The sequence below is a fragment of the Trueperaceae bacterium genome, assembly GCA_023954415.1.
Taxonomy (GTDB): Bacteria; Deinococcota; Deinococci; order Deinococcales; family Trueperaceae; genus JAAYYF01.
In genome coordinates this window covers 144,249-165,138 of the sequence record JAMLIB010000005.1, presented here as the reverse complement: position 1 = coordinate 165,138, position 20,890 = coordinate 144,249, and the positions used below count along the sequence as shown (strand labels likewise).

Genomic DNA, 20,890 nt, shown 5'->3' with positions numbered 1-20,890 from the left:
CGCGGGGCGCAGCGCGTGTATGGCGCGCGCCGCGGCCCCGTGACCCCGCGCGACGCCGTCGGCGTTGCGGCCGGGCGACGCCGACCTTAGAGCCGACCGTCCGAGTCACCGCAACAGCCCGCCCGCCTCCTCGTCGCTGACGACCGTGTCGCGCTCCTCGGCCCGCGTCGCCCAGGCGGGGAACGGGAAGGTGACGAGGACGGGCGTCGGCACGTCCGGTTGGTGCAGGATCATCGTGCCGGGCGCGAGGATGGTCGTGCGCGAGCGCGTGCTCGCGGGCATGTAGCGGTACTCCGGTCGCTCCGACTCGGCGGCGTCGAGGCGCCCCGCCACCCGGATGGCCGCGTTGCCGACCACGCGTCTCTCGACCTCGCTTGCCGTCTGCTGCGCCCCGATCAGGATGACGCCCAGGCTGCGACCGCGCTCGGCGATGTCGAGCAGCACCTCCTTGATCGGGCTGTCGCCTTCCGAGGGCGCGTACTTGTTCAGCTCGTCGAGGACGACGAACACCTTGCCCCTGTGCCCCCTCTCCTTGGCCGCGAACAGCCCACGGAGCGTGACGCCGACGACGAACATCTGGGCGAGGGGCGCGAGCTGGTGGATGTCGACCACGTGCACTTGGCGTTGGGAGCCCAGGACGTCGAGGCGCACCTCCCTGGCCGTGCGCTCGTCGAGGTCGCCGCGCACGAGGCGCGCCAGATGTTTCTGGGCACCCCGGAGCCGGCGGATGAACGCCTCGCGCGTACCCTTCGGCTGCCTGGCCGTCCAGCGCGGGTCGCCGCCCTTGTCGGCATCGCCCGGGGACCCGTCCTCCGGCGTGCCCTCGCTCAGGAGCTTGTACTCGAGGAAGTCGACCAGCTCCGCGAACGTCCGCAGCCGGTACTTGCGCCCGCTGGCGAGCGCGTCGAACGGCAAGCCCTCGGCCTCGTCGATGCGCCTGGCCGTGGCGGCGGCCTTGGCGCCGAGTGAGGCGGCCGCCTCCGGCGGCTCCCAGTCGACGGCTACGGTGACGTCGGTGGTCGGCAGGTCCCTGGCGAGCTGGTAGAGCCGCTCCTCGACGCTCTGGAGCAGGAACTCGAGCTGCGACATGCTCCCGACGTCGGCGAAGGCGAACGGCAACATGCGGCCCTCGCAGAACTCCCTGAGCGTCCATACGTAGGGCGTGACGCCGTCGCGCTGTTGGGCGTCGGCCACCAGCCTCGTCCCGGGCGTCGTCTGGGGCGGAGCATGCAGAGCGCAGCTCTCGAACGGTCCGGCGCGCAGCCCGAGCGTCGCGTAACGGTCGTCCTTCGCCCCGTTGCGCTGCATCCAGGCCCGCTCCTCCTCCTCCAACCGGCCGTTCGGCTGGTCGATGAAGAGGAGGTCCTCGCCCTTGACGTTGAAGACGACGGCCCTGGCCGAGCCCGGGTCGGTCAGGAGAGGCGCGCCGCCGCGCCCGTGCCCGTCGTGGAACAGGGAGTAGAGCAGGAAGAGCGCGTAGCTCGTCTTGGTGGCCACCCCGGAGATGCCCGAGATGTTCACGTGCGCGCCGCGGGTGCCGTCGACGAAGTCGAGGTTCAGGTAAGCCGGGTCGCCGCTGCGGAGGATGCCGGCGCCGAGACGCGCCTTCATGCCGTCCACGTAGAGGGCGCGCTCCAGTTCGAGGCCAGTGGCGAGGCTGACCGCGTCGCCGGGCGCCGGCGGCAGGAACTCTTCCGGCCCGAGGCGGGTGACGAGGACGTGGGCGGCGTAGCTCTCCTCGGCCGGGATGAGACCCTGAGCCATCAGCTCCGTATCGAGGTCGAACTGAACGCCCTCGAGCCTGCGCCTGACCTGGTCGACGACGCCGTAGAACGTGACCTCGGCACCCGAGCCCGTCGGGTCGGCGGTCCGCACCATCACCACGTCGTCCAGTCGAACCTTGCAACCCGGGAGGACGAGGAACCAGTAGGCGACGGGCGTCGAGTCTTCCGTGCCGAGGACGCGCCCTATGGGCGCCGACAGGTGCGTGTCGGACTCGCTCACGCCGCCGCTCCCGTGCCGGCGAGGGCGATCTCGATGCGCCTGCGCACGAGCGGCGCGCTCCCCAGCCGCCGCCGCAACGAGGCCTCGAGGGAGCGCACCGGCAGGAGCTGTTGCGGCGCCCGCGGGTCCTGGTGGGCCTTAGTAGCGAAGCGCGGGAGGTTGGCCGCGCTCCAGTCCGCGATGGCGGTGGCCGCGCCGAGGAGGGCGCGCGGGTCGGGGCCGGCGTGCGCCTGGACGCGCACGCTGCCCGCCAGGGTGTGGAGCCACGGGCGCGGGTCGCGGAGGCGGAGGTACCATTCGAAGCGAGCGTGCTCGCCTTCGCCGGCCAGGTAGACGGGCGAGCGTTCCCCCTCTTCGAGGCCCCGCACCACCGCCAGGGCGGCGGCAGGGAGGCGCTGCTCCTTGATCGTCTTGAGGTAGCCGATGACGTTCTCGTCCGCGCCGAACAGGGGGCGGGGTCCGTCACATACGAGGAGCGCACGACCGCCCCCCGCCCCCATGCCGTCGAGCCGCGCCCGCAGTCGGGTCGCCAAGCGCCGCTCGGCGTCTCGCATCACGACCTGGAGCTGCTCGACCGGCGCCTGCCAGTCCGTGCCCTTCGCCTGGGTGACACGGAAGCGCAGCTGCGGGACGGCTCGAGCGGCGGAGCCGTCCCGGCCGCCGTAAGCGGCCGGCCCGTACGGCCCGGCCGGCACGACCACGTCGGTCTCGTCCGTGAGGGTGTCGGTCGCGATGGCGCACCAGCGCTCCACGATGACGTCATCCACGAGCTCGGCCCGACCGCCACCCGCCAGGTCGCACGTCACCGCGCCGACGGCGCAGCTGCCGAGCGCCCCGAAGGCAGGCGCGGCGCCCTCGAGCACGGCGCGGGCGTCCACCCTGCGCACCCCGTCGAGGAAGAGCGCGTGCGCGACCGCCAACGGGGCCGCCGGGCGCAGCGCACGCCAGTCGGCCAGCGGCACTTCCAGCGAGAGCGCCTCGGCGCCCAGGAGCCGACGCTCGTCGCCCGGCCCGTCGGCCTGGTCGTCGTCCTCGCCGAAGGCCGTTCCCCCGACGTCCTGCGCCGACCCGGCGTAGCCGACACCCCACGGCTCGAGCCGCAACCTGCGAGGAGGCGCCGCGTCGCGACCGCTCACGGCCGGGGCACGAGGCGCAACGTGCCCATGGCGCCCGCTTCAGCCTCTGCGCGGGACATGCGCATGGGGATCATGGCGCCGCTCTGCCACCGCGCCAGGTAGTCGCGGTAGTGGCCCGAGACGAGGTTGCCCGACTGGCCGGTACCGTGGATGAACCAGCCTCCGCCGCCCGCGAGGTCGTACACCCCGCGGTACCCGGGGCCGTGCGTCTGGGTGAAGGAGCCGAACTCGAGGCCGTAGCCGGCCGCGTCGACGCTGAAGCCGTCGCCACCGTTCCCTATGCGCAGGTTCGCGACCCGCGCCAGGGGCGTGGCGCCGAGGACGGCGTGCTCGTAGAGGGCCTCGTGCGCCTCGCCCCAGCTCCACTTGCTCGTGTCGTCGCCGAAGGCGCCGACGAGCTCCCGCCAGGCGGCGTCGAGAGCGAGGCTGGCCTGCTGCTCGCACGTCTCTACCCCGGGGGTGGTGGTGTCGTCGCACCAGTCCGGGTTGCCTGCCAGGATGGCGCGGGTGAGGGCGGGGCGCAGGCCGAAGAAGCCGGACGCGACGTCGCCGAGGTCGTCCCGGTAGAGGGAGAAGGCGAACTGCCTGTACCAGGCCGCGAAAGCGAGCGGCGCGCGCGACTCGGCGAGCATGTTGCCGTCGAAGCCGACGAGCAGCGCCTGGAGGCGCCGCGCGCCGTCCGTCGTGGCCGCCGCGTTCTGGGCGAGCGGCACGAACTCGCGCGCCATGAGCGAGACCTGGTCCAGCTGGGCCATCACCGAGGCGTCGACGGTGGCGCGCGCTTGAGCGTCGAGCAGCTCCCCGATGCGCTCGGCGCGGTACGGGTCGGCCCAGTCGCGCGTCAGGTAGTGCGCGTAGTCGTCCGGCACGACCCGCTGGTTGGCCGTCACGATGCGGCCGCTCTCGGGCTGCACCGAGTGCGGGAGCTCCTCGAACGGCACGTAGCCCACCCAATCGCCCTCGCCCGTCCAACCCGGCACGGGGAGCGCGCCGATGCCGCCGGCTCTCACGGGGATGCGCGCGGGGGCGTAGTACGCGATGACGCCGTCCACATCGGCGTAGACGATGTTCTGCATCGGCGCGACGAACAGCCTGAGGGCGTCCTCGAACTCGTCCCAGCTCGTCGCGACGTTCATGCCGAGGACCGCCTCGAGGGTCCTGTCGCCCGGCTCCAAGGCCGTCCAGGCGAACGCCACCACGGTCCCCTGCCCTCCGAGCGGCCCGGCCGCGGCCTCGCGCGAGCGCGCGTCCACGTCCGAGATGACGGGGCCGTGCCGCGTCGAGCGCACCTCGATGACCTCGTCAGCCTGTCCCTTGACCTTGATGGTCTCCTGGCGCACGGCGAACGCTTCGCTGCCGTTAGGCGTCAGGTAGCGACCGCCGTCCTCCGGGTCGACGCGTTCCAGGAACAGGTCCTGGACGTCGGCCCCGTTGTTCGTGAAGCCCCAGGCGTGATGGTCGGTGCGCCCCAGCAGCACGGCAGGCGTGCCGGGCAGGCTCGCCCCGATCACGTTCAGGTCGGGGGCGACGAGGTGCGCGAAGTACCAGAGCGACGGCGCCTGCAGCCCCAGGTGCGGGTCGTTGGCGAGGATCGGCTTGCCCGTAGCCGTGACGTCGCCGGCGAGGACCCAGTTGTTCGAGCCGTAGCCGTCGGGCTTGGGAGGGCCGGCCAACGCGAGGAGCCCCTCGACGTCGATCTCCTTGAGGTACTGCGCGGCCCCGTCCGGCACCACGACCGTGCCGGCGTCGTCCATGCTGGGCCACAGTTCGGCGATCATCCGGCCGGCGTCCTCCGGCGCCAGCCGGGCCACGAGCTGGGCCCGCAGGAGCTCGTCGCCCCAGTTGTCGCCGAGGTCCCAAGCCATCATCTTCGCCCAGCTCGCGACGTCGACCGCGTCGAAAGGCTCTGGCTCGAAGCCTAGGAGGAGGAACTCGGCGGGCAGCGCCCCGCGCCGCTGCGCGAGGTACGCGTTGACACCCGCGACGTAGGCGTCCAGGAGCGCACGCGCCTCCGGCGACATCGCCTCGAGCGCGCTGGCGGCGGCCTGGCGGATGCCGAGGGTGCGGATGAACCGGTCCGTCCCGAGCGTGGCCGGTCCGATGACCTCCGAGAGCCTGCCGCTGCCGACGCGCCGCTGGAACTCCATCTGCCAGAGGCGGTCCTGCGCGTGGACGAAGCCGAGGCCGAAGACGGCGTCGGCCCGACTCTGCGCGTAGATGTGCGGGACGGCGTCCGCGTCCCTCACGATCTCGATCGGCCCGCCGGGCCCCGAGACCTGGACCTCGCCCTTCACCCGCGGCAGCGAGGAGCGCAAGTAGACGAAGCCGACGCCGACCGCGACGATCACCAACAGCAACAAGATGCCAACTACCCGACCCAGTACCTTCATAGGCGACTCCGATACGCCACGCGGCTCTTGCGCGTGGCTCGACGACCTCGAACTCACATCTCAGGGCATCTTAGCCCTTGGGCCGGCGGGGCCGCGCCCGCCGCGCCGTCGCCGGGCGGCCTATACAACGGCCGCGCCGCCGTGCTAGTCTCACTTTTGGCTTCAAGTTTTGCCGCCCCGATCATGCCGGCAAAGCCCTTAGCAAGGACGTGACCAACGTGAAGACGTACTTCCCCAACGAGCTCAACCACGACTGGGTCGTGATAGACGCGGCCGGTCAGCGCGTGGGCAGGCTCGCTACCCAGATCGCCACCGTGTTGAAGGGCAAGCACAAGCCCAGCTACACGCCCAACCAGCCGGGTGGCGACTTCGTCATCGTGATCAACGCGGACAAGGTGGAGTTCACCGGCCGCAAGCTGGATCAGAAGGTGTACCGCCGCTACACGGGCTACCAGGGCGGTCTGAAGGAGACCACGGCGCGCGAGATGCTCGACAAGCACCCCGTGCGCGTGCTCGAGCACGCGGTGTGGGGCATGCTCCCCAAGACCCGCATGGGACGGCGTCTCATCCGCCGCCTCAAGGTCTACGCCGGCGAGGCCCACCCGCACCACGCTCAGCAGCCCAAGAAGTTGGAGTTGGCTTGATGGAACAGTTCTACGGTACCGGGCGCCGCAAGGAAGCCGTCGCACGCGTCTTCCTTCGTCCTGGCAACGGCCGCATCTCCGTCAACGGCCGTGAGTTCCAGGAGTACTTCCGCGGCATCCTCGTCGGGGTCCAGGCCCTCGAGCCGCTGAAGGACACGAACACCGCCGGCCGCTACGACGCTTACATCACCGTCAAGGGCGGCGGCCCGAGTGGGCAGGCGGACGCCATCAAGCTCGGCGTCGCGCGCGCCCTGCTCAAGGTCGACCCCAACTACCGTCCGGTCCTCAAGGACAAGGGCCACCTCACCCGCGACGCGCGTATCGTCGAGCGCAAGCTCTACGGCCTCAAGAAGTCCAGGCGCGCGCCCCAGTACAGCAAGCGCTGAGCTCGAGGCCGACGGGCTCCCGTACGGGCAAGCCCTTGGCCACCGCTCTCGAAAGGCTGCGAGGCGCCACAGGCGCCTCGCTTCTTCTTAGCCCACCGCTCCCGTTGCCGGCCCGAGGCGGCCGGTGACCGGGGAGCCAGCGAGGTGCTCGTATGACGACTCCGCAAGCGCTCGTCCTGGGAATAGTGCAGGGTCTCACGGAGTTCCTGCCGGTCTCCAGCTCCGGCCACTTGGTGCTCGCGCACTACTTCCTCGGCTGGGGCGACTCGCTCCCCCTCTACGTCGACATCGCCACGAACACCGGCACGCTCCTCGCCGTGCTGGTCTTCTTGTGGCGCGACGTGAGGACGGCGCTCGGGGGCTTTCTCCGCGGCCTCGGCTCCGGCGCGGCGCGGCGCGAGCCGGGTTGGCGCCTCGCGCTGCTCATCGTCGTGGGCTCGGTCCCGACGGCGACGATCGCCCTGCTCGTCAAGCCCGTGTTCGAGCGGCTCAACAGCCCCCTGCCCGTCGCCATCGCCCTCGCCGTCACCGGGTTCGTGCTGTGGTTCGCCCCCCGTTCCGGCCCGAAGCACGAGGTGCGGCAGGTCACCTTCCTCGACGCGCTCGTCGCCGGCGTCGTCCAGGGGTTGGCCGTCGTCCCGGGCATCTCGCGAAGCGGCTCCACCATCGCGGCGCTGTTGTGGCGCGGCGTCGACAAGGCGCTCACTCCCCGTCTCTCCTTCCTCATGTACCTGGTCGTCTCGCTCGGCGTCACGGTCCTCGGCGCCAAGGACGTGCTGGACGCCGACGTCGAGCTGGGGCCGCTGCTCACGATGCTCGGCGCGTCCTTCGCCGTGGGCTACGGCGCGCTGCTCCTCGTCTTCACCGTGCTCAAGCGCGGGCGGTTCAGGGTCTTCTCCCCTTACCTCTGGGCCGTCTCCGCCTTCACGCTGGCATACTTGGCCTTCGTGCGTTAAGACTCGAGCGCGTCGCCGGCACCGACCCCCCGTCCGGGCGGTCCGGCCGCCGAGCGTAAGGTGCGCTGAAACCCCGCCGGGGACGCGCATGAGCCACATGAGCGATGCAAGCGCTGCGAGCGCACTGGGCTATGATGCCGGGATAGGAGGCGCCTCCATGGAAGTCGTCACCAGGATCGCACCGTCGCCGACAGGAGACCCTCACGTCGGCACTGCCTATATAGGACTGTTCAACTACGTGTTCGCGCGGCGGCACGGTGGGCGCTTCATCTTCCGGCTCGAGGACACCGACCGCCAGCGTTACCAGGCCGGCGCCGAGGCCCGCATCCTCGAGATGTTCGCCTGGCTCGGGCTCCAGCCGGACGAGAGCCCCGAGGTCGGTGGCCCCAACGGCCCGTACCGCCAGAGCGAGCGCCTCGCCGTCTATCACGCGCATGTCGAGGAGCTGCTAGCCGCCGGCCGCGCTTACCGCGCCTTCGAGACCGCCGAGGAGATCGAGGCCATGCGCCTCGAGCAGAAGCGCCTCGGCAAACCGATCGGCTACGACGGCCGAGGCCGCGACCTGCCCCCTGCCGAGCAGGCCCGCCGCCACGCCGCGGGCGAGCCGAACGTCGTGAGACTGATGACCGCCGACGAGGGCGCCACCACCTTCCGCGACCGGTTGCGCGGCGACGTCACGATCCCGAACAGCGAGATCCGCGACCCGGTCCTCATGAAGAGCGACGGTTACCCCACCTACCACCTCGCCAACGTCGTCGACGATCACCTGATGGGCGTCACCCACGTGATCCGCGCGGAGGAGTGGGTGACGAGCACCCCCATCCACGTCCTCCTCTACCGGGCTTTCGGCTGGGACCTGCCCGAGTTCATACACATGCCGCTCCTCCGCAACCCCGACCGCAGCAAGGTCAGTAAGCGCAAGCTCGACACGTCCGTCGACTCCTACCGCCAGCAGGGCTTCCTGCCCGAGGCGCTCCTCAACTTCCTGGCCAACATGGGCTGGAGCATGCCGGACGGGCGCGAGTACTTCGGGGTGAAGGACATGACCGCGGAGTTCGACATCGACCGGGTATCGCTCGGCGGACCCGTCTTCGACCTCAAGAAGCTGCGCAGTTTCAACGCCAAGTACTTGCGCGACATCCTGCCGCTCGAGGAGGTGGCCGAGCGCGCCAAGCCGCTCCTCGAGGACGAGGGGTACGACTGCTCCGACGAGGACTACCTCCTCGACGTCATCGACGTCCTGCGCCCGCGCGCCGAGACGCTCGTCGAGCTCGTCGACCAGGCCGGCTACTTCTTCAGGGAGACGCTCCGCTACGACGAGTCCGCCCGCAAGCAGCTCGCGTCCGGCCAGACGTTCCTGCAGGACATCGAACGCGAGCTGTCCATCCTGGAGTTCTTCGACTACGACGGCGTTGACGACATGCTGAGGGACTACGTGCAAGAGCAGGCCGTCCCGATGGGCAAGGTGCTCATGCCCCTGCGCGCCGCCCTCACAGGCACGACCAACGCCCCCGGCGTCACGGACCTCATCGTCATCCTCGGCAAGCGCGAGTCGTTGAAGCGCATCGGCCAGGCGCTCACGTTCATCGACGCCGGCCTCCCGGACGACGATCCGCAGAGGCTGCTCGAGGAGGAGAAGGCGCGCAAGGCGGCCGCCGAGGAGGCGCGCAAGAGCCGGGTCAAGAGCGTCGGTGCCCCGCCCGAGGCGGCTGCGGCAGGGGGTAAAGGCAGCAGATGAGCTGGTTCGACAGGCTGAGGGAGGGTCTCAACCGCACGCGCACGGCCACGTTCGGCGGCGGGCGCGGCGCGGCGTGGGAGATGGACTGGGAGGACCTCGAGTTCGCCCTCATCGGGGCCGACGTCGGCGCCAAGCTTGCGGCCACCGTCGTCGTCGAGGCGAAGGAGGAGCGCCAGCGCGGCACGCCCTTCCGCGAGGCGCTCGAGAAGGCGCTGCTGGATCAGCTCGAGCCAGACCGCATGCGCCAGAAGCTCAGGCGCGTCGGGTTCAACCTCGACGTCTCCCGCAACGTCGTCGAACCGGCCGGCCACGTCGTGATGGTCGTCGGCGTCAACGGCGTCGGCAAGACGACGACCATCGCGAAGCTCGGCCACTACTACCTCGAACATGGGAAGAGCGTCATGTTCGCGGCGGGCGATACGTTCCGCGCGGCCGGCAGCGCCCAGCTCGCCGTGTGGGGCGAGCGCCTCGGCATCCCGACCGTGACGGGCGAGAGCGGCGCCGACCCGGGCGCCGTCGCCTTCGACGGCGCCCGGCAGCGCAAGGCGCGCGGCACCGACCTGCTGATCGTCGACACCGCCGGCCGACTGCACACCAAGCACAACCTGATGGAGGAGCTCAAGAAGGTCAAGCGGGTCATCGCCAAGGCGGACGAGCGCGAGCCGCGTGACGTCTGGCTCGTGCTCGACGCCGTCACCGGCCAGAACGGGCTCGAGCAGGCCAGGAAGTTCCACGAGGCCGTCACCCTCACGGGCGTCATCGTCACCAAGCTCGACGGCACGGCCAAGGGCGGCATCCTCCTCCCCATCACGCGCGAGCTCGGGATCCCGATCAAGTTCATCGGCGTTGGCGAAGGCAAGGACGACCTGCAACCGTACGACGCGGCCGCGTTCGTGCGCGCCCTCCTCGACATGCCGCCCGTGGCGGCCTGAGGCCCTAGGGTGGGCGCCAACGGCCCCGTGCTCGTGCTGAGCGCCACGGCGGGCGAGCTCGCGCCGCTCCGCGCGCTCCTGGCCGAACCGAGCGGCCAAGCGCGGACGGCCCCCTTCGCGAGCGCGCAGCGCCCCCCGGCCCCTTGGTGGGACGTGACGTACGGCCGCCTAGCCGGCGTGGGCGTCGCCCTGGCCAGCACGGGCATCGGCAAGGTGAACGCCGCGGCCGGAACGGCGGTCGCGCTTTCGACCGTGCGCCCGAGCCACGTCGTCCTCGTCGGGATAGCCGGAGCCTACCCGGGTTCGGGGCTGGCGCTCGGCGCGGTGGCGGTGGCGACGAGCGAGACGCACCTCGACAGCGGGGTTGGCGAAGGGGCCGCCTGGCAGGGCCTCGAGTCCATCGGCTTCCCCCTCCTCGCCACCGAGCCGCCGACCTACAACCGGATCGAGCTCGACCACGCCCTCGCCACGAGCGCCGCGACCGCGGCGGGGGCCACGGCCCTGCCGTTCGCCACGGGCGAGGCCGTCACGGGGAGCCCCGAGCGGGCGCGCATGCTCGAGCTTCGTCACGGGGCCGCCGTCGAGTCGATGGAGGGCGCCGCCGTGGCCCAGGTGGCCGTCGCGCACGGCGTCCCCTTCGTGGAGCTGCGCGCGGTGAGCAACGTCGTCGGCGTGCGCGACAAGAGCGCCTGGCGCATCGCCGAGGCCATCGAGAACGCCTGCGCGGCGGCCGCGCTCGTCGTGACCGCCGTGGCGGCGTCGCGTGGCCGCGAGCCGAGGGAGGTGACCGTCCGATGGGCGTACTGAGCTCCATCCCGGTCTGGGTCTACTTCATCGTCCTGCTGATCACGTACATGGCGACGCACGTGCTGACGTTCGACCCGGCGCGTGGCCTGCGTGGCCGCGCCGCGTTCGTGACCCGCATAGGAGCGTCGCTCCTGCTGCTGCTCGCGCTCATCGCCTTCGACCGGGAGGAGCCGGCGACGCTGCTCATCGCTCTCCTCCTCGCCGGCCTCGGCGGCTTCCTCAGCGGTCGGTCGACTCCGCCTCCGAAGACCGTCGACCGGACCGGCTCCGAGCCTGAGGAGGAGAGCGGCCCCGGCGCCGCCTGATTCCCCGCCCTCGCCCGGGGTGCCGTCCCTGAAGCCGGGAGGCGACCGTATAATCCCGGCATGGGACTAGTCACGGGCCTAGAGATCCTCGCGGCAGCTCGCGCCGGCGGTTACGGCGTTGGCGCCTTCAACACGAACGACCTCGAGATCACGCAGGCGATCATCGAGGCAGCCGAGGAAGCGCGCAGCCCGGTCATGCTCGCGCTCTCGGAAGGCGCGTTGAAGTTCGGCGGACCCGCGCTCGTCGAGATCTGCAAGTACTTGGGCGGTGGAGCGAAGGTACCGGTCGCGATCCACCTCGACCACGGCTCGAGCTTCGCCTCCTGCATGCGCGCCATCCGGCTGGGCTTCACGTCCGTGATGATCGACATGTCGCACGCCGACGAGGCCACGAACGTGGCCGAGACGAAGCGCGTCGTCGAGGCGGCCCACGCGGTCGGCGTCACCGTCGAGGCGGAGATCGGTCGCCTGGGCGGCATCGAGGAGCACGTCAACGTCAGCGCAGAGGACGCCACCCTAACGAACCCGGTCGAGGCCGAGCGGTTCATGAGCGAATCGGGCGCAGACTACCTGGCGGTCGCCATCGGCACCTCGCACGGCGCCTTCAAGGGCAAGGGGCGGCCGTTCATCGACCACGCGCGCTTGCGGGCCATCGCCGCGGTGCTGCCCCAACCGCTCGTCATGCACGGGGCGTCCGGCGTCCCCACGGCGCTCGTCGAGCGGTTCCGCGCGGCCGGCGGCGTCATGGGCGACGCCATAGGCATCCACGAGGACGACGTGCGCCAGGCCGTCACCGAGGGGATCGCCAAGATCAACACCGACACCGACCTGAGGCTGGCGCTCACCACGCGCGTCCGCGAGGTGCTGGCAAGCAAGCCGGAGGAGTTCGACCCGCGGAAGATCCTCGGCCCGGCGCGCGACGAGATGAAGCGCGTGGTGGCCGAGCGCATGCACGTCTTCGGCTCGGCGGGCAGGGCCTAGGGCCGCCCCCGCTCGGTCGCCGAGGCCGCCGCGTCGTCGCGCGCCGGCGCAACCACGACCGTGCGGTGCCGGCTGAAGTTGACGGCGCCAGGCGGTCCGCCCTTCTGGCGCCACACGTTCTTGCGCTCCGTGTAGTCCACCGCTACCCGGTCCTCACGCTTCGCCTCCGAGTAGCCGGCCGCCAGCCGCGCCGCGAAGAGCACGGTGTCGAACGGGATCTCCTTGCCGCCGCTCCTCACCAGCACGTGAGAGCCTCGGTAGCCTTGCGCGTGGAGCCACAGGTCGCGGCTCTTGGCGAGCGCGAACGTCACCTCGTCGTTGTCCCGCGCGTTACGGCCCACCACGACCTCGAAGCCGTGCGGGCCCCTGAAGCGGATGCCCGGACCTGCGGCCTTGGCCGCGACGGACGCCCCGCGCTCGGCGGCCCTCAGGCGCGCCGTAACGGCGGCGGGGGCCAGGCGCGGGAGCGCCTCCAGGTCCGCCTCCGCCGCGGCGACGCCGGCCTCGAGCGCGCCCAGCTGCTCCGCCGCGCGCTTGGCGCGCGCCGTGCGCCTGCGGGCCTTGTCGTAGCGCAGGCGCGCGTTGGCGGCGGCATCGAGGCGTGGGTCGAGGGTCAGCTCGACGTCGTTGCCGTCGTAACCGGCCAGGCGCACGGTCTTGGCGCCTACGGGCACCGCCGCCGCCCTGGCGAGGAGGAGGTCGCCCTCCGCTCGCAGTTCGGCCGCCGCCTCGCCGGCCGCGACCGCCGCGCGGGCGTCGCCGAGCTTGCGGCGGGCCAGCTCCAGCTCCTTCTCGAGCAGGCGCTGCAGCCGCTCCCTGGCCCTGGCCTGCCGCTCGGCCGTGGCGGTGAGCATGGGGTCGCCCGCCCCCACCCACCGTTCCAGGAACGCGCCAGGGTCCGCGGCCAGCTCCAGCACCAGGGCGGCTGCGCTGCGCAGCGTCTCCCCCGCCAGCGGGGCCGTCTCGACGCCCCGGTTGGCCGCCGCCGAGCGCAAGGCGGCGAGGAGTTCCGGACCGACCCCGTCTATCACAGACCCGGCCTCGCCGATCCGGCGGCCCGCTAGGGAGCGCTCGACGTCCGCCGCCGTCGCTCCCACCGGGTCCAGCTTCGAGTACGGGGGCGGCGGTCGGTAGCTCAGGCCGACGCGCAGCTCGCGGTAGCGGTTCCTCTCCGCGAGCACCTGCCGTTCGACCCCGATGACCAGCCCATCGTCCACGAGCACGACGTTCGCGTTGCGGCCGGTCAGCTCGACGATCACCTCGACCCCACGCACGGGCACGAACCCTTCCGACGGTCCGAAGGTGAGGCGCAGGACGCGGTCCTTGCCCGGCTGCGAGGCTGCGACCAGGGGGCCGACGGCGCGCGCCGCCAACTGCTGCTGGAAGGGCGTCCGCGCCCTGGAGGGGTCCGGCGCGCCGGAGCGCAGCGCCACGTACGGTCGCGGCGGTCGGCTGCAGAGCCACAGGGAGGTGCCGCCGGCCAGCGGCAGGACGGCCGTGCGGTCGTCCGGGAACGACCAGGCGAGGCGCGCGGCGGGCAACAGCGGCTCGAGGAGGCGCAGCTGCTCGGCGATGAGAAGGCCTTCCACGTCAGTGACCGGGCAGCGTCAGTTGAGGACGCGCTCGAAGCCGCCCAGGCGACCCTTGGCCTCGTCCAGGTACTGCCTGAGGGGCAGGTACCACTCACTGCCGGCCTCCGTATGCTCGAGGGCGGCCTTGGCGTGCAGGAGGACCCTGGCCGCGTACTCCTCGCCCATCTGCGCGTAGACGTCGGCGAGCATCTGCTGGGCGGCCACCCAGAACGGGTCGCCCGTCTGGCTCGCGCTCAACGCCTGCTCGTACCACGAGGCCGCCTCCTCGAGGCGGTAGTACTCGAACGCGACGCTGCCGAGGGTGATACAAGCCGGCGCCGTGGCGCCGAGCTCGAGCGCTTCCTCCGCCAGGGCGTGGGCGGAGTCGAGCTCGCCCCGTCTCAAGCGGACGTCGGCCAGGTCCGACAGGGCGTCGCCCCTCTGGGTGTACGACGGGTCGGTGATGACCTCGCTCAGCAGCGCCTCGGCCTCGGAGAGGCGGTCGTTCTCGATGAGGGCGTAGGCCGCCTCGTGCTGCGTGTACGCGCGGTGCTCCGCCGGCACGACGGTGAGGGCCTGACGGTAGGCGTCGACCGCCTCCTCGGTGCGGCCCGCGGCCGCGAGGGCCTGCGCCGTGGCGAACGTGACGCTGTACGAGGCCTCCGCGGTCGAGTCGTCGAGCATGGCGGCTTCGCGCAGGTACTCGATGGCGAGGTTCGGGTTGTCGAGGTCGAGGTGCGCGCGCCCCTGAAGGTAGCGGTGGACGGCGCGCTCCGGCGGCGGCAACCTGTCCGCATCGATGCAGGCGAGCTGCTCGAGGGCCTGCTCCGTCCGGAAGAGCTCCACCTGGGCGCCGGCGAGGCTGAGGCGTTCGGCATCGCGCTCCGGCTCGGGCGCCTGATCGACCGCCATGGCGAAAGCCTCCGCCGCCTCCTCCCACTCTCCGAGGGTCTCGCAGCACTGCCCGAGCAAGGACCAGCGGCGCCACTCTAGGTAGGTGGGCAGCGCGCCCTCGGGTACCGCTCGTAACCTCCGCCTGGCGCTCTTGGCGGCGTCGACGGCGAAGAGCGCGGCGGCCGCGTGGTAGGCGGCCACCCCGTCGAACGACTCGGGGGCGTCCTCCACAACGTGCTCGGGGACCTCGCGTAGACCGCGCTTGACGTCGGCCAGGGGCGCGCCCCGGTAGGCGGAGAACTCCCAGAAGAGGGCGCGGTAGAGCGGGTGGGCGGCGAGCTTCGGATCGGCGGTCACGGCGCTCCTGAGCGCCGGCTGACCGTTCTCGAGCCCTTCGTCGCCGTAGAGGGCGTACACCGCTGCGAGTTGCAGCCACGTCTGACCCTGCTCGCCGCGACCACCGCCCCCACCGCGGCTCACGGCGCGCTCGAGGACTGCGAACGCCACGTCGTACTGGCCGCGCGCGAGGGCCTCCTGCGCGGAGGCTTTCGCGGCTCCGGGGTCCGGCGCACGTTGACGCCTGAACAACATGCGCAACGCTACCATGCACGCCCGTCAGGGACACGAATTCTGCCACATCGACCGTACACGACGGCTGTACGGCGCCGGGTCATGGCGACGACCGCCCCGCGGCCGCGCCGGACGCGACGTGGCGACGCCCGGCCGTCCGTCAGAGCGTCTCCACATTCTGCACGGCGGCGCCGCGCGGCACGGGCGGGTACACCCGGTGGAAGGTCTCCGTGACGAGCCGCTCGGGGTTCGAACGCATGAAGCCGAGGACGGAGAGCGCCTGGGTCTCGTGACAGGCCATGGCCGAGAGCTTCTTGGTGAGTTCCGCACCAGCGTCGGAGACGTGCGTGACGGGCACCGCCAAGCTACGCAGCTCGTCCAGGGCCATGAAGCCCTCGCGCTGGGGACCGCGGAACGGCTGCGGGCTGGCGAAGCAGTAGAGCGCCTCGGGGCGCGGGGAGGCGCGGTCGAACGCCGCGAAGGTCAGCTCGCTCGTGAGGCAGTGGTCGGGGTGCCCGTTGGAGCCGTTGGGCGCGAACGTGAACAGTACGCGGGGCCGCGTCCGGGCCAGCACCGCCTCGATCTCGCCCAGGAGCGCCGCGCGGTCGGCCCCGGCGAGCCCCGGATGCCGCGGCATGCCGCGGTCGTCGTCGGGCACGTAGTCCTGATGGTCGAGGATGGTGACGTCCTGGACACCGAGGGCCGCGAGCGAGGCGCGGAGCTCGCGCTCGCGCACGTTCGGCAGCTCGGCGCGCGTGGCGAGGCCGAGCGTCCTGCCCGCCGCCCCGCGCGTCAGCGTCAGGGTCGCGACGCGACCGGCGGCGGCCATGCGCGCCAGCATGGCGCCCAGGCCGAAGACCTCGTCGTCCGGGTGGGGCACGACGAGGAGGAGGTCCGTGAGGTAGTCAGCGCTCATGCGGGCCAGCGTAACCCCACGAGCGTTGTAAAACGCGCGGCGCGTGGGGCTTGCCGAGCGGCGGGAAGTGGCTCATCATCTGGCACGGGGCGCGCCATGCCGCGCCCGGTTCACATAGAACCTACCGGGTCGCCATGACCCCTCCAAGGAAGGTGCACCGCCGGTGCTCACCAGCAGCGAGTCGAACAGGCCCCTGAGCAAGCTCACGCGTTTCCTACCGAAAGCCACCGATTACAAGCCGCGCTACTGGCGGGTCGACGTGCTCGCGGGCGTCACGGTGGCGTTCGTCGCGCTGCCCCTGGCGCTCGGCTTCGGCGTCACGGCCGGCGCGGGCGCCACCGCCGGCATCGTCACGGCCGTCGTCGCGGGCGTGGTGGCGGCGTTCTTCGGCGGCTCGGCGTTCCAGGTGACCGGGCCGACGGGCGCCATGACCGCGGTCCTGCTGCCCATCGTTGCCCACTACGGGCCCGGCGCCCTGCCCATCCTCGGCATCGGCGCCGGCCTCATCCTCATCGTGATGGGCGTCGCCGGGGTCGGTCGCTACGTCCGCTTCATACCCTGGCCGGTCATCAGCGGCTTCACCACTGGCATCGCCATCATCATCTTCCTGCAGCAGCTCCCCAACGTGCTCGGCGTGGCCCAACCGCACGGCGAGAGCATCGTCGTCATCGCCTTCCGCACGCTCAGAGAGTACCTGGCGGCGCCGAGCGTCGCACCGGTCGTGCTCGCGCTCCTTAGCGTCGTCGTCATGGTCGGCTGGGGGCGCGTCAAACGGCTCGGCTTCCTCCCTGCCAGCATGGCGGCGCTCGTCGTCGTGTCACTCGTCTCGCTGCTCGCGCCCTTCGCGGACGTGACCCGCATCGGCGAGATACCCCGCTCCCTGCCCTTGCCCGCCCTGCCACAGCTCAACTTCGGCGGGGCCTGGGTGGAGCTGAGCCGCGCCGCGCTGGCCATCGCGGTGCTGTCGGCGCTCGAGAGCCTCCTCTGCGCGGTCGTGGCCGACGGCATGACGGTCGGGGAGAAGCACGATCCGGATCGCGAGCTCGTCGGCCAGGGCCTAGGCAACATCGCGGCGGGCCTCTTCGGGGGCATCCCGTCCACGGCCGCCCTAGCGCGCACCGCCGTCAACGTGCGGGCCGGGGCCAGGACGCGGCTGGCCGCCATCGTCCACGGGCTCACGCTGCTCGTCGTCATCCTCTTCCTCGCGCCCCTAGCCTCGCGCGTCCCGCTCGCCGTCCTGGGCGGCATCCTCATGGTCGTGGCCGTGCGCATGGTGGAGCGCGAATCGTCGTCGCTGATCTTGCGCAGCACGAAGTCAGACGCCTTCGTGCTCATCCTCACGATGGTCGTGACCATCTTCTTCGACCTCATCCTCGCCATCGAGGTCGGGCTCGTCTCCGCGGCCATCCTCTTCATCGTGCGCATGAGCAACATGTTCACCGTCGACCCCATCACGCTCTCCGGCGGCGAGCCGCGGCACGACACCGACGAGGACGTGGAGGCGGCGCGGAGCCTGCTGACCAAGCACGTCGTCGCCTACCGCGTCGACGGACCCGTGTTCTTCGGCGCCGCCGAGCGCTTCATCGACCAGCTCGTCAAGGTCGACGACAGCATCAAGGTCGTCGTCCTCAGGCTCAAGCGCGTGCCAGTCATGGACGCGACGGGCGTGACGGCCCTGCGCTCCATCCACGACCGCCTCGCGCGCCGCGGGATCGCGCTCCTCGTCTCAGGTCTGCAGCCGCAGCCCAAGGCGCTGCTGAGACGCATGGGGGTGTACGAGGAGATCACGCGGGACGGCGAGGCCGACTTCGTGACGACCGACCTCGCGCTCGAGGTGGCGGCCAAGAAGCTGGCCGACGCCGAGGGGCAGGCGTCGGCCGGTTGAAGTAGCGGTTCCCGCGCGCTTCGGACCGGACGGGCCAGGGTGAGTTCGCCCGGCCCGTCGCCCTGTGGCTGGCTCACCGTCGGCTAGTTCGTTGTCGGCTAGTTCACCGCCGGCTAGCTCGCTGCCGTCAGCTCGCCGTCGGCTAGTTCGCCGCCGGCGCCTTCGCGACCTGGAACCGCAGCACCGCGCCGGGCTCGGAACCCGGCAGCACCTCGACGACGTCGCCGTCGACGATGCGCCCGGCCAGGATCTCGCGCGCCAGCGGGGTCTCGAGGTGGTCGCGGACGGCGCGCTTGAGCGGGCGCGCGCCGAAGACGGGGTCGAAGCCGACCCGCGCCAACTCGTCGAGCGCGCTGTCCGCGAGCTCCAGCCGCACCCTGCGCTCGTCAAGGCGGCGCTGGAGGCGTTCCACCTGCAGGGCCGCGATGGTGCGGATCTGGCGCTGGTCGAGCGCGTGGAAGACGATCACCTCGTCGACGCGGTTCAGGAACTCGGGCCGGAAGTGCGCGCGCAGCTCGTTGAAGACGGTCTCCTTGAGCTGCTGGTAGTCGGCGCCGTGGCGACCGGCCTCCAGGATCTGCGGCGAGCCGATGTTGCTCGTCATGATCACGACCGTGTTGCGAAAGTCGACGGTCCTGCCCTGCGCGTCGGTCAGCCTGCCGTCGTCGAGGACCTGCAGCAGCGTGTTGAAGACGTCCGGGTGGGCCTTCTCGATCTCGTCGAGGAGGATGACGGAGTACGGCTGGCGTCTGACGGCCTCGGTGAGTTGACCGCCCTCCTCGTAACCGACGTAGCCCGGAGGGGCCCCGATGAGCTTCGCGACGTTGTGGCGCTCCATGTACTCGGACATGTCGAGCCGGATCATCTTCTCCTCGCTGTCGAAGAGCTGGGCGGCCAACGCCTTGGCGGTCTCCGTCTTGCCGACGCCCGTCGGCCCGAGGAAGATGAACGACCCGATGGGTCGGTGCGGGTCGGCGAGCCCGGCCCGCGAGCGCCGGATGGCGTCCGCGACCGCCGTGATCGCCTCGTCCTGGCCGACGACCCGCTCGTGGAGCTCGTCCTCGAGGTGGAGGAGCTTCTCCCGCTCGCCCTCCAGTAGCCTGGCGACGGGGATGCGCGTGGCGCGCGCCACCACCTGCGCCACCTCCTCCTCGCCGACGTTGAGACGGGCGTACTTGGCGTTCTCGAGCCGCTCCGTCAGGCGCCTGACCTCGGCCTCGAGCTTCGGCAGCTCGCCGTAGCGGAGCTTGGCGGCTGTCTCGAGGTCGTACTCGCGCTCGGCGGACTCGATCTGCGTCTTGACCTGGTCGAGCCGCTCCTTGCCCGCGACGAACTCCTCGAGGAGGGCGCGCTCGGCCTCCCAGTCGGCCTGCGCCCGGCCGATCTGGTCCGTCATCACCTTCAGCTCCTCCTCGATGCGCATGAGGCGCGCGGCCGAATCGACGTCCGACTCGCGCCGCAGGGCCTCGTGCTCGATCTCCAGCTGGAGCTTGCGGCGCCTGAGGTCGTCGATCTCCTCGGGCAGCGAGTCGAGGAGGACCTGGATGCGGCTGGCCGCCTCGTCGATGAGGTCGATGGCGGAGTCGGGAAGCCGGCGGTCGGAGATGTAGCGGTGCGCCATCGTGGCGGCGGCGATGATGGCGGGGTCCGTGATGTCCACCCCGTGGTGGAGCTCGTACTTGTCCTTGATGCCGCGCAGGATGGAGATGGTCTCCTCCACGCTGGGCTCGTCGACGAAGATGGGCTGGAAGCGCCGCTCCAGCGCCGCGTCCTTCTCGATGGTGCGGTACTCCTCGAGCGTGGTCGCCCCGATCATGCGCAGCTCGCCGCGGGCCAGGGGCGGCTTGAGCATGTTGCCTGCGTCGACGGCGCCCTCGGCCTTGCCCGCCCCGACGATGGTGTGGAGCTCGTCGATGAAGAGGATGATCTTGCCCTCCGAGCGGGCCGTCTCCTCGATGACGGACTTCAGCCGCTCCTCGAACTCGCCCCGGTACTTGGCGCCGGCGAGGAGGCTGCCCATGTCGAGCTGCACGATGCGCTTGTCCTGCAGGCCCTCGGGCACGTCCTTGTTGACGATGCGCAGCGCCAGCCCCTCGGCGATGGCCGTCTTGCCGACGCCCGGCTCGCCGATGAGGACGGGGTTGTTCTTCGTGCGCCGCAGGAGGATCTGGACGGCGCGCCTGATCTCGTCGTCGCGGCCGATGACGGGGTCGAGCTTGCCGTCCAACGCGCGCTGCGTGAGGTCGATGCCGTACTTCTCGAGCGCCTCGAAGGTGCTCTCGGCGCTCCGCGAGTCGACCTTCTTGCCGCCGCGGATGGCCAGCGCGGCGTCCTTCAGCGCGGCGGCCGCCGGGAGGTAGTCGAGCTGCTTGCCACCCGTCTCGCGCAAGGCGACGAGCAGGGTGTCGGCGGCCACGAAGGCGTCCTGCCACTCGCGCGCCAGGGCCTCGGCGCGGCCGAACGTGTTGCCGAGCTCCGCGCTCATGAACTGGCCGTCCGCGCCGCTCACCACCGGCAGCTTGGCGAGGGCGGCGTCGGTGGCGGCGCGGGCGGCTGCCGGGTCCGCCCCCGCGCGCTGCACGACGCGGCTCGGCAGCCCCTCCGGGTCCGCCAAGAGCGAGGCCGCCAGGTGCAGCGGGCCTACCTGCTGGTTCTTACGCGCGCGCGCCACCTGCTGGGCGCTGGCCACGAGCTGGAGGGCGGCTTCCGTGAAGCGTTCTGCGTCCATACGGAGATGATATGGACTTGAGTCTCCTATTGTCAACTTTTCTTAGC

At 71.4% G+C, this 20,890-nt stretch carries 16 protein-coding genes; 9 read left to right on the top strand and 7 right to left on the bottom strand.

The genetic code is table 11. From position 1 onward, the window contains the following. Window positions 1-105: 105 nt before the first annotated feature. Genes M9914_07855 through M9914_07845 form a run of 3 tightly spaced genes read right to left on the bottom strand, consistent with a single transcriptional unit; the run spans window position 106 to window position 5,530 of the window. Window positions 106-2,004: an ATP-binding protein gene (locus tag M9914_07855; GenBank protein ID MCO5174094.1), complete on the bottom strand. Its 1,899-nt coding sequence runs from the start codon at window positions 2,002-2,004 to the stop codon at window positions 106-108. Beyond that, a complete protein-coding gene (locus M9914_07850) occupies window positions 2,001-3,140 on the bottom strand; it encodes a hypothetical protein (protein MCO5174093.1) in 1,140 nt (379 codons plus the stop codon). The genes M9914_07855 and M9914_07850 overlap by 4 nt, the downstream gene beginning before the upstream one ends. Next, window positions 3,137-5,530 (bottom strand): penicillin acylase family protein, encoded by a 2,394-nt coding sequence (locus tag M9914_07845; GenBank protein MCO5174092.1) that lies wholly within the window; start codon window positions 5,528-5,530, stop codon window positions 3,137-3,139. Before M9914_07845 ends, M9914_07850 begins: the two co-directional genes overlap by 4 nt. Window positions 5,531-5,748: 218 nt before the next feature. On the opposite strand from M9914_07845, the gene rplM reads away from it, so the two are divergent. From rplM to fba, 8 genes are all read left to right on the top strand, one after another. Further along, window positions 5,749-6,174 carry a 50S ribosomal protein L13 gene (rplM, locus tag M9914_07840; GenBank protein MCO5174091.1) on the top strand — a complete coding sequence of 142 codons (426 nt, stop codon included), beginning with the start codon at window positions 5,749-5,751 and terminating at the stop codon, window positions 6,172-6,174. Next, on the top strand, window positions 6,174-6,560 hold the full coding sequence (gene rpsI / locus M9914_07835; GenBank protein MCO5174090.1) for a 30S ribosomal protein S9: 387 nt from the start codon (window positions 6,174-6,176) through the stop codon (window positions 6,558-6,560). Before rplM ends, rpsI begins: the two co-directional genes overlap by 1 nt. A 152-nt stretch (window positions 6,561-6,712) precedes the next feature. After that, a complete protein-coding gene (locus tag M9914_07830) occupies window positions 6,713-7,516 on the top strand; it encodes an undecaprenyl-diphosphate phosphatase (GenBank protein MCO5174089.1) in 804 nt (267 codons plus the stop codon). A 157-nt stretch (window positions 7,517-7,673) separates the two neighbouring features. Beyond that, complete coding sequence (gltX, locus tag M9914_07825) at window positions 7,674-9,254, top strand: glutamate--tRNA ligase (GenBank protein MCO5174088.1); 1,581 nt, start codon at window positions 7,674-7,676, stop codon at window positions 9,252-9,254. Next, window positions 9,251-10,186, top strand: coding sequence for a signal recognition particle-docking protein FtsY (gene ftsY / locus M9914_07820; GenBank protein MCO5174087.1), 936 nt, complete (start codon window positions 9,251-9,253; stop codon window positions 10,184-10,186). The genes gltX and ftsY overlap by 4 nt, the downstream gene beginning before the upstream one ends. A 9-nt stretch (window positions 10,187-10,195) precedes the next feature. After that, complete coding sequence (mqnB, locus tag M9914_07815) at window positions 10,196-10,993, top strand: futalosine hydrolase (GenBank protein ID MCO5174086.1); 798 nt, start codon at window positions 10,196-10,198, stop codon at window positions 10,991-10,993. After that, entirely contained in the window at window positions 10,981-11,298 is a 318-nt protein-coding gene (locus M9914_07810) for a hypothetical protein (protein MCO5174085.1), read from the top strand. The genes mqnB and M9914_07810 overlap by 13 nt, the downstream gene beginning before the upstream one ends. Window positions 11,299-11,358: 60 nt before the next feature. Next, window positions 11,359-12,279 (top strand): class II fructose-1,6-bisphosphate aldolase, encoded by a 921-nt coding sequence (fba, locus tag M9914_07805; GenBank protein ID MCO5174084.1) that lies wholly within the window; start codon window positions 11,359-11,361, stop codon window positions 12,277-12,279. Here the strand turns inward: fba and M9914_07800 are convergent. The 3 genes from M9914_07800 to M9914_07790 form a co-directional block, all read right to left on the bottom strand. After that, the gene (locus tag M9914_07800; protein MCO5174083.1) at window positions 12,276-13,868 is read right to left on the bottom strand and encodes an NFACT RNA binding domain-containing protein; all 1,593 of its coding nucleotides are present in this window, start codon (window positions 13,866-13,868) and stop codon (window positions 12,276-12,278) included. The two genes, fba and M9914_07800, sit on opposite strands and share 4 nt — an antisense overlap. Before the next feature lie 18 nt (window positions 13,869-13,886). Continuing rightward, on the bottom strand, window positions 13,887-15,335 hold the full coding sequence (locus tag M9914_07795; GenBank protein MCO5174082.1) for a tetratricopeptide repeat protein: 1,449 nt from the start codon (window positions 15,333-15,335) through the stop codon (window positions 13,887-13,889). A gap of 139 nt (window positions 15,336-15,474) precedes the next feature. After that, window positions 15,475-16,230, bottom strand: coding sequence for a PIG-L family deacetylase (locus M9914_07790; protein ID MCO5174081.1), 756 nt, complete (start codon window positions 16,228-16,230; stop codon window positions 15,475-15,477). A gap of 163 nt (window positions 16,231-16,393) precedes the next feature. Here M9914_07790 and M9914_07785 point away from each other — a divergent pair, with 163 nt between their 5' ends. Further along, complete coding sequence (locus M9914_07785) at window positions 16,394-18,115, top strand: SulP family inorganic anion transporter (GenBank protein ID MCO5174080.1); 1,722 nt, start codon at window positions 16,394-16,396, stop codon at window positions 18,113-18,115. Window positions 18,116-18,257: 142 nt separating this feature from the next. Here the strand turns inward: M9914_07785 and clpB are convergent, their stop codons facing one another. After that, entirely contained in the window at window positions 18,258-20,843 is a 2,586-nt protein-coding gene (clpB, locus tag M9914_07780; protein ID MCO5174079.1) for an ATP-dependent chaperone ClpB, read from the bottom strand. Window positions 20,844-20,890: the final 47 nt, after the last annotated feature.

What these genes read in the sequence shown, in the direction of transcription:
- clpB (MCO5174079.1), bottom strand. Translation starts at nt 20,843, where the DNA reads ATGGACGCAGAACGCTTCACGGAAGCCGCCCTCCAGCTCGTGGCCAGC.
- M9914_07795 (MCO5174082.1), bottom strand. Translation starts at nt 15,335, where the DNA reads ATGTTGTTCAGGCGTCAACGTGCGCCGGACCCCGGAGCCGCGAAAGCC.
- ftsY (MCO5174087.1), top strand. Translation starts at nt 9,251, where the DNA reads ATGAGCTGGTTCGACAGGCTGAGGGAGGGTCTCAACCGCACGCGCACG.
- M9914_07845 (MCO5174092.1), bottom strand. Translation starts at nt 5,530, where the DNA reads ATGAAGGTACTGGGTCGGGTAGTTGGCATCTTGTTGCTGTTGGTGATC.
- fba (MCO5174084.1), top strand. Translation starts at nt 11,359, where the DNA reads ATGGGACTAGTCACGGGCCTAGAGATCCTCGCGGCAGCTCGCGCCGGC.
- M9914_07790 (MCO5174081.1), bottom strand. Translation starts at nt 16,230, where the DNA reads ATGAGCGCTGACTACCTCACGGACCTCCTCCTCGTCGTGCCCCACCCG.
- rpsI (MCO5174090.1), top strand. Translation starts at nt 6,174, where the DNA reads ATGGAACAGTTCTACGGTACCGGGCGCCGCAAGGAAGCCGTCGCACGC.
- M9914_07830 (MCO5174089.1), top strand. Translation starts at nt 6,713, where the DNA reads ATGACGACTCCGCAAGCGCTCGTCCTGGGAATAGTGCAGGGTCTCACG.
- M9914_07810 (MCO5174085.1), top strand. Translation starts at nt 10,981, where the DNA reads ATGGGCGTACTGAGCTCCATCCCGGTCTGGGTCTACTTCATCGTCCTG.
- gltX (MCO5174088.1), top strand. Translation starts at nt 7,674, where the DNA reads ATGGAAGTCGTCACCAGGATCGCACCGTCGCCGACAGGAGACCCTCAC.